Annotated in this window: 8 protein-coding genes; 3 read left to right on the top strand and 5 right to left on the bottom strand. The window is 57.4% G+C overall.

Annotated features, from left to right (window positions below; all coding sequences use genetic code 11):
• A partial coding sequence (locus AB4043_RS10555; RefSeq protein WP_442307019.1) for a carboxypeptidase-like regulatory domain-containing protein occupies window positions 1-662 on the bottom strand: 662 nt, incomplete at its 3' end.
• Window positions 663-1,342: 680 nt separating this feature from the next.
• On the opposite strand from AB4043_RS10555, the gene AB4043_RS10550 reads away from it, so the two are divergent.
• Complete coding sequence (locus AB4043_RS10550) at window positions 1,343-2,866, top strand: lanthionine synthetase LanC family protein (protein WP_442307018.1); 1,524 nt, start codon at window positions 1,343-1,345, stop codon at window positions 2,864-2,866.
• A gap of 130 nt (window positions 2,867-2,996) precedes the next feature.
• Here the strand turns inward: AB4043_RS10550 and AB4043_RS10545 are convergent, their stop codons facing one another.
• Entirely contained in the window at window positions 2,997-3,431 is a 435-nt protein-coding gene (locus AB4043_RS10545) for a hypothetical protein (protein ID WP_442301338.1), read from the bottom strand.
• Between the two features lie 280 nt (window positions 3,432-3,711).
• Here AB4043_RS10545 and AB4043_RS10540 point away from each other — a divergent pair, with 280 nt between their 5' ends.
• Entirely contained in the window at window positions 3,712-4,689 is a 978-nt protein-coding gene (locus AB4043_RS10540) for a glycosyltransferase family 2 protein (protein ID WP_442301339.1), read from the top strand.
• Here the strand turns inward: AB4043_RS10540 and AB4043_RS10535 are convergent.
• Complete coding sequence (locus AB4043_RS10535) at window positions 4,649-4,909, bottom strand: FliM/FliN family flagellar motor switch protein (protein ID WP_147648618.1); 261 nt, start codon at window positions 4,907-4,909, stop codon at window positions 4,649-4,651. The two genes, AB4043_RS10540 and AB4043_RS10535, sit on opposite strands and share 41 nt — an antisense overlap.
• Window positions 4,906-5,223 carry a FliM/FliN family flagellar motor C-terminal domain-containing protein gene (locus AB4043_RS10530; RefSeq protein ID WP_442301340.1) on the bottom strand — a complete coding sequence of 106 codons (318 nt, stop codon included), beginning with the start codon at window positions 5,221-5,223 and terminating at the stop codon, window positions 4,906-4,908. Before AB4043_RS10530 ends, AB4043_RS10535 begins: the two co-directional genes overlap by 4 nt.
• Window positions 5,224-5,237: 14 nt before the next feature.
• Between AB4043_RS10530 and AB4043_RS10525 the strand changes: the two genes are divergently transcribed.
• The gene (locus tag AB4043_RS10525) at window positions 5,238-6,221 is read left to right on the top strand and encodes a hypothetical protein (protein WP_442301341.1); all 984 of its coding nucleotides are present in this window, start codon (window positions 5,238-5,240) and stop codon (window positions 6,219-6,221) included.
• Here AB4043_RS10525 and AB4043_RS10520 read toward each other — a convergent pair.
• A partial coding sequence (locus AB4043_RS10520; RefSeq protein ID WP_442307017.1) for a hypothetical protein occupies window positions 6,199-7,928 on the bottom strand: 1,730 nt, incomplete at its 5' end. The two genes, AB4043_RS10525 and AB4043_RS10520, sit on opposite strands and share 23 nt — an antisense overlap.

The following is a 7,928-nucleotide window of genomic DNA, read 5'->3' as shown; positions in this document are numbered from 1 at the left end:
AGTCCGTTACGCGCCGGCAGTGAGTTCGACTCGACCGAGAACTCCTGCAACGCATCCGGGAAGGGGAACGGCAGATTCACATTGGTGAAGTTGTCGGTATAGCCACCACCATCGAGCAGGTAGTTGTTGTAGTTACCCTGCGATCCAGCGACTGAGATCACGACCGAAGTGATGTAGTTTTTCGAACCGACCATGTCGCTGCTGGGTGCAACCACGGATCCGCCTGTGAGCAGAACCAACTGCGTGGCCTGGCGGCCGTTCAACGGAAGCTCTGTGATGCGCTTCTGGTCGATGACCTGTTTGTATGTTGCCGATTCTGTTTCGATAGCAACGCCGGATGCTGCGACTTCCACCGTTTCGGTGGAGGTACCGACACTGAGTGACGGGTTGATGGTGATGCTGCTGCCAACTTCAAGAACGAGGCCTGTCTGGGAGTAGCCCTTGAACGACGTCGCAGAGACGGTCAGGCTATAAGGGCCGGGAGGAATATTGGGAAGGGAATAGCGGCCTTCGGTATCGGTGACGGTGTTACGCGCGACCTTGGTATCGGTGTTGGTAATTGTTACGTTCGCACCGGCGATGGCGGCGCCCGTGGGATCGGTAATGGCCCCCTGAAGACTGGCGGTACCGCCGGTCTGTGCGGGGAGCGTGAGTGTAGTCACGAAGAGAAGAAGGAACGCAAAAATACACGTTATCTTACGTCGTTGGCCAAAAGTCATACAAAGCTCCTTGACGATATTTTGGTCAGACCAATTGGAGGGAACATGATTGATCGCTGCCAAAATTCGGAGGGAACTATAGGGGGCTGAATGGACGAGGGTCAATGAAAATTTTGTCCCTCTATTGGATTTTTTCCTTTGATGGAACGCGTAGAAAAGAAAGCTTTTCGAAATACTTGAATTTATCGAGGTCGAGCAGTCCCCAGCGAAGAGAAATGCTGGATGTGCGACAACTATTCTCAGACTTGAAAAGGCATGACCAGCGTTGTGTCGGGTGACGATCTAAGGTCTAACCAAAAGTTCGAGACCAGAAGAAAAGTAGCCTACTTCGTTCGAACTCCGCCCTTTTTATCGAGAGAGATCCATTCGCTTGACGTCGAGCAGTTTGGACTCTACTATCACGATCATGATGCGTCGCACCGATCGACGTTGTTGTTGCTCCCGCTAAGCCCTTTTTGGCTTCCGGCAGGTTGAGCACGCACGTTGTTTTTTGAGCGGCACTTTCTTCCTGACATCTGAATCAATTGTTTCTCTGGGGCGACGCCGTGTGCGCACGCTGCCTGGAAGCATCATTCCGGCCGTTCAGGCCCTCTAACTTGATTGCTGTTTGAGAGGAAAATCATATGTCTTTTCCGCAGATTCGTACCCAGATGCGTTTCATCGTCGCAGCCGCCGTTTTGTCCCTTGGCTCGTTGAGCGCTTTTGCAGCGCAGATCTCACTGAAAGCAGATCTGGCAGGTTCGCATGAAGTGCCGGCAAACGATGTCGCCGGTACCGGCACGCTCACCGCAACCCTCGATACGGACACAGGGATGTCGTCCGCACATGCGCGCAACGATTTGTTGCACGGCGCCATGGAAGCTGCACGATGGATCCGCGCCGGAGAGATGAAGTCATCGCAGGGAAAGTATTGGCTGCCCGAGCCGATTCACCCCAGCCGCGAGCTCTCGGCGGCGCAGAGCAGAAACATCCGTCGGGGAAGCGCGGGCATTCTTCTCTTCCTTCTTGAAATGTATACAGCCACCGGAGACGCCACTTACCTCGATGACGCGGTAAGTGGCGCTCGCTTTCTCTCCGCTACCTGGCCACAGATGCTGCGAGCTCCGGAGGTGACCCCTGGGACGCGGCACTCGTTCTACGATGGCCTGGCAGGCGTGGGGTTTGCGCTGACGGAAACCTGGCGGATCAGTCAGGAGACATCGATTAAACATGCGGCAGAGGCCGTCACCGGTCATCTGAGTGAGTCAGCCGTCCGCGACAGTGATGGGGTTAGCTGGTCAGAGACATCGAGCATCGCGGGCGACAGCAGTGTGATCCTCTATCTGCTGTATGCCGCGCAGACGCTGGATGACTCCGGCTACCGTCATGTAGCAGCGCAGGGGGCCGACAGATTAGTCGCCTTGCAGGATTCGGGTAAAGGCGTCCATCTGAGTGAACTTCCGTCCCGCCCAATCCAGCAAACGGACGGAACGTATGTTCCCAATTTTGAGTATGGCGCCGCAGGCATCGCCTACACGCTCGCTCGAGCGTATGAGGATACCGAAGAGGGTGACTATCTGCAGGCGGCTCGCGAAAGTGCGCTTCGTATTGAACGCGTCGCCTGCCGGCAGAAGGAAGGCGTTCTGATTCCGTATTGTCTTCCTGCGCAGTCGAGCACTTTTCAAATCGGCTTCAGCCAGGGAGCGGCCGGAACCGCGCGCCTGTTTTATCAGCTGCACAAAGTTACCGCCGACAACGCTTTCTTTCAGATGTCGGAGAAGCTGGCCGACGGCATCCTGAGCGCATTACAGCGCCCGTTGACGACGATGGCGCCGGAAGAGAATGCGCTCTGCCAGCACTCGGGCAAGGCCGGCGTAATGGAGTTCCTGCTGGGGATGGGGAAGGTGACACGGGATGCACGATACGGAGAAGCGGTGGATCGTATCGGGCAGGAGACCGTTCAGATGATGGACTTCTACGGTCACCGCAGCCGTTGGTATGACAGCTACAGCCACGTTCCTGCTCCGTTCGATACGTGGGAGACTGGATATTCGTTTGGTGCTGCAGGGATCGGAAGTGCGCTGCTGCACGCCTCGGTCACCGCTTCCAGCGGTTGGCAGGCGATTACGTGGCCTGATAATCCGTTTCCACTGAGCTCAAGGCTGTAGGCCGGCTAGAGCATTTTCCCGTGGGTGTGATGTAGGGGTTCGCATCTATGGGCGTTTTCCGCAATGAAAACGCCGCTGCATGCCCCTCCCGGAATACCCAGTAACAGGAAAAATGCACAAGAGTAGCTTCTTATCTTGTCTTGCAGCCGCGCTGGTAGACCTGCGGTTTCTTCCACTCTTCGTTGGTGGCAAGCAGGATGCACTCCTGGCCTGTTTCCGTGTCGATGCGGTAAGTGATATTGCCCTGGCGATAAACCTGGTATTTGCCCGAGCCGGCAAATCGTGAGCCGTTTACGGCATTGGGCTGCTGAGAGTCCGTCAGAGGTGCAGAGGGCTGAATGGCGATTGGCTGCGTTGAGGAGGAAGGCGCGGCAAAGGTTGTCGTCGGTGTCTTCGGTTTTTCAGGCTCAGTTGCGGCAGGAGTCGCTGTCTGGGTATTTCCGTCGTTGACAGAAGTAATTTCGCCGTTCGCCATGGAATGGGATTTGCGCCAGTTGGTATAGCTGACGTAGCCAAACCACAGAAGAAGAATTGCGACCGCGGCGGCGATAAATTTGCGAGCCATAGGATATCTGTCTCCATCATGCCAGAGGGCAGGTGGCCTTTGTCCACGGGGTGGAACCTACTTGAGGACCTCTTTTCTGTCACTTATGCCAGGGTGTGTCATCAAGTGAGCGCCAATCAGCACCGTGGAACGGATTTTTCTTCAGGCTGGGGGAGAGTGGAACGAGGAGAGAATCGTAGCCGGCTGCTGGAATGACGAAAGACAAAGGGCGCGGGAAAATCTGTGCTTGATGAAACGCCTGGTTCCAGCAAAGGCGGCCCCAAAGGCGTAAACTAGCGACGTGCCTAAATACTCCGTCGTCGTGCCGTTTCACAATGAAGAAGAGAGCGTCACCGCGCTGTATGACCGTCTGAAAGCGGTGATGGAGCAGGTCGGTGACAGCTTTGAGCTTGTCTTCGTGGACGATGGTTCGCGCGACCGCACTTACCGTCTGCTGCGCGAGGTGGCTGCGGTCGACAGCCGGGTCGTTGTGGTCAAGTTGCGACGCAACTTCGGCCAAACCTCGGCGCTGGCTGCCGGGTTTGATCATTCCCAGGGAGACTTCATCCTCTCCATGGACGGCGATCTGCAGCATGATCCCGCGGAGATTCCGCTCTTCCTCGCCAAGCTGGAAGAGGGATACGACGTGGTCAGCGGATGGCGCGCACGCCGCCTCGACAATGTTGTCATGCGCCAGATTCCGTCACGTATCGCTAACTGGGCGATGGCGCGCCTCAGCGGTGTAGAGATCCACGATTTCGGCACGACCTTCAAGGCGTACCGCCGCGAGTTGATTCAGTCCATCCCGCTCTATGGCGAGATGCACCGCTTTATCCCCGCACTCGCAAGCTGGTATGGCGCCAGCATCTGTGAGTTGCCGATTAAGATCAGCAATCGCGAGCATGGCAAGAGTCACTACGGCATCTCACGCACGATCCGCGTCTTCTTCGATCTGCTGACGATCCGTTTCCTGTTGAAGTACATGACCCGGCCACTGCACTTCTTTGGCCGCATCGGTCTGGCGGGGTTTGTCACCGGGGGAGCCATTGCGCTCTGGCTCGCCGTGCTTAAGCTTTTTCTGCACCAGCACATCATGGCCGCACATGGACCGGCGATGGGATTCGCCGGTGTGCTCGTCCTGGCCGGTATTCAGATGATCGGTATCGGTCTGCTGGGCGAACTGCAGGTGCGCCACTTCCATTCGACGCAGCATCGCGCGCCGTATGCCGTGGACCAGGTTATTCGTTCGCGCTCGTCTGAAGAGTCTCTGATGCAGTAGTAGTGGACAGGATGCGGACGGCGTAATTGCCGTCCACCGCCACGACTTCTGCTTTTGCGATCTCTTTTCCTCCGGCAAGGATGCGGACAGGTTCGTCGAGCGTCCTTTCCAGAGAAAATACATCGCCCTGGGTGAGTTCCAGCACCTCTCCCAACGGCATGTTTCGCGTGCCGAAGCATAGGGTCAACGGCAGGCGCAGGTCATGGAATTTTTCGCTCATGTCGTCTGCGCTTTCATCTGGAAACCGGACAGACGAACACCAAGCTGGTCTCCCACCCGTTCAAAGTCGACCATCGCCACAAATACCTCGCCGGCACTCAGGGGAACATCGTGGTTGGTGGGCCAGTGGCTCACAAGGATCTGACCTGGAGCCAGTGCCATCAACCCCCCAAGGGAGATATGAGGGAGAGGGATCGAGACCGAGAGTGGCACTGACAGGTGCGCCAGGGAAGTCCACTCTTCCGGAGCCGGGTTCTGCTCGCTTGCTCCAAGTTCGGGGGAGCCGGGGTGTTCGGTCTCGATTACGCTTTCCATACCGGTAGCGGAGCATGTGCGGTGCCATTCCGCCGATTCAGGTCTTAGGTGTCCTTAATAAGAGATCTCTCAACTTCCCGGTCCAGACATGGCCCTTCATGTGTATCGGTATGGGCATGGGCACGACAAACTCCCCCACAACACTTAACCTGGCAACCCGGAAGACGATCACGAAAGCGCAGATGCAGGCCCTTCAGGAGCTGAACCAGGCGTTTTCACGAACGTTCAGCCTGAGTCTCTCCGCCTGGCTGGGGGCCAACGTCCAGATCAGCATGATGGGTGCCGAGCGCCAGGTCTTTACGACGCTGCTCGAAAATATTGATGTCGACCATACCTACTTTTCCTTCTGCCATTTCTCCCCCGTGGAAGGCGCAGCCATCATTTCAATGGAGTTGAAGTTGATTGCTCCCGTGATTCATCTCGGACTGGGAGGAGTGGACATGGACGAGATTGAGGAGCCCCGCGAGCTGACCGATATTGATGTCGCCATCATGGACATTCTGATGACCCGTCTCTGTGGAGAGTTGAATCAGCTCTGGGCCCAGTGCGGTTTGCGCAGCGAGTATGGTCAGCGCATTCTTCCCGCTACCCTTGGCAGACTTTTTCCCCGTACTGAAGATATGCTCTGCGTCACCTACCGGATGCACATCGGCAACATGAGCGGTGTGATGCAGATCGCTCTGGCGACTGCGGTCAGCGAGACAGTGCTGCGCGAACTGGTGCGGCAGGACAGTAAGAGGGTACAAAATCCGGCGACACGACAGATTCTGCGTTCGCGCCTTTCCAACATGAATATTGAGGGCGCGCTCGAAACCCTCCCCTTCAAGGTCACCGCCCAGGAGATCGTCGGCCTGGAGCCGGGCGCCATCGTGCGCACCGGCATCAATGAAGGCACAGACTTCCTCTTTGTCATCTCTGGCGAACGAGTTTGGACGGCCAGTGCAATCGCCGTAGGCGAGCGCCGAGGCGCTCACCTTATCGACCGGCGGACTGAATAACCGTCTTCGCGGTCGCTACGTTTTCAAACCGGTCATACACCCTCACCGCAAGGGTGTGTTCAGCCGCGGATCCGGTTACCGGCAAGGTAAAGTCGTAGTGCTCCGTGGGTGAGTCCGACAGTTTGCCCGCAGGTTCCAGATATTGCCACGGTCCCGCATCGAGGGAATACTCGGCGTGATCAATGGCTGAAGTGGCGTCGGTTGCTTCCAGTAAAGCGTGAATCTGGTTATTCGCCATCGTTGCCGTCAACTGGCCGGGAACCGGAGGCGTGGTGTCGACTTCGAAGCGCTCGCTGACCCGTTCTCCCATGAGCGTCTCACCGGGATTGTGGCTAGGCGCGTCGGACGCGACCACCCGCAGCGTATAGCCTCCATCCGGAAGCTGCGCCGCGTCCCATGAGTAATACTTCTCGTTGACCCGGTCTTTCAGCAATCTCCAGGTAGTCTCGTTGTCCCCCCGGTAATAGATCGAATACATCAGGTCGTCGCCGTTATCGTCATGGGACACCCACCGGGCGGTGATCGAGTTCTTGTCCTTCTGTGCGATCAAAGGAGGGTTCGGGTCCTGAGGAATGACGAAGCCGGGATTCGCACTCGCGCGCGGGAAGGTGATCTGCACCGTCTGCCCTTGTCCCGCAGGCTGCGGGTTCATCCGGGCTCCGGTCTGCACGACCAGGTCATCGACCATTGGAGCCAGGTTTTTGGGAAGGTAGTTCAATGTCACTGAGTCGATTCTGGAATCAGGACTAAGTACCGCCTTCCATTGGGCATAGCGAGCGTTCGTTGAAGTGGAGGGTTTGGTATTTGGAGTGATCTTTGTCCAGTCGGTCCAGTTGATTTCAGGGTTCTCGACATTCCCGGAGCGGAGGTAGAGCTCCGCTGCCTGGGAGCCTCGCAGCTCGATCCGGCCCCACTGCGCAAAGATGCCGGCGTCAAAAACATCGGATAGGTACGTATTACTCGCTGCCGGCTTGTCTTCCAGGCGGAACAGCCGACCCGAGTTACTGGTCGCGATGTAGACCCCTGTCGCGGTCGGAGCGAACGACATGGCCTGAGAGGCGTCGAGGTGGGCGATATCCGTGAAGACGCCTGGAACTGCAGGATTCGTGGCATAGATGCGTCCACGATTGCCGGTGGCAATGAGTAGCTGGCCGCTGCGCACCGTGAGGGCATAGATCACATCTTCGCGTAGCGTGAGCAGCCGGCGCGGCGTTCCATCCGGAGCGATCTGGTAAATCTCTGATCCCTCGGGGATCAGAGTGTTGGAGGAGGCGGCGTTGGCTGAGCCGGGAAGAATGGTGACCGAGACGGCCTGATTCCCCTGTACGGGAAGGGGAGGAAGATTGGGGCTGCGTTTGTCGCCGACACCGGCGGCATAGAGCATGCCATCAGCCCCCAGAGCCAGGGCTGTAATCTCGTGCCGCGGTGCGTCATAAATTGCAAATGGCTTCTCACCCGGCTTGATGCGGTAGATCACACCCGCGCCATCGGAGCCCGCATAGAGTGTTCCGTCAGGACCCAGCAGCAGGCAACGAATATGCTGGTCGCCGGACCTGAGCAGGAGCTCGGGTTTCCCGCCGGGAGTCAGCTTATAGATGGTTGCCGGCGCCCCAGTAGCGACATAAATGTCGCCCTTTGGGGACAACGCGATATCCCACAGATACTTAGGTTTCTCGGGAAGAGCGGCCGTATCGAGGACCACCGACG

The organism is Terriglobus sp. YAF25 (assembly GCF_052113305.1).
In the GTDB taxonomy this organism is placed as follows: Bacteria; Acidobacteriota; Terriglobia; order Terriglobales; family Acidobacteriaceae; genus Terriglobus.
The sequence above is the reverse complement of the archived record's forward strand: the minus strand, read 5'-3'. Positions and strand labels throughout refer to the sequence as shown.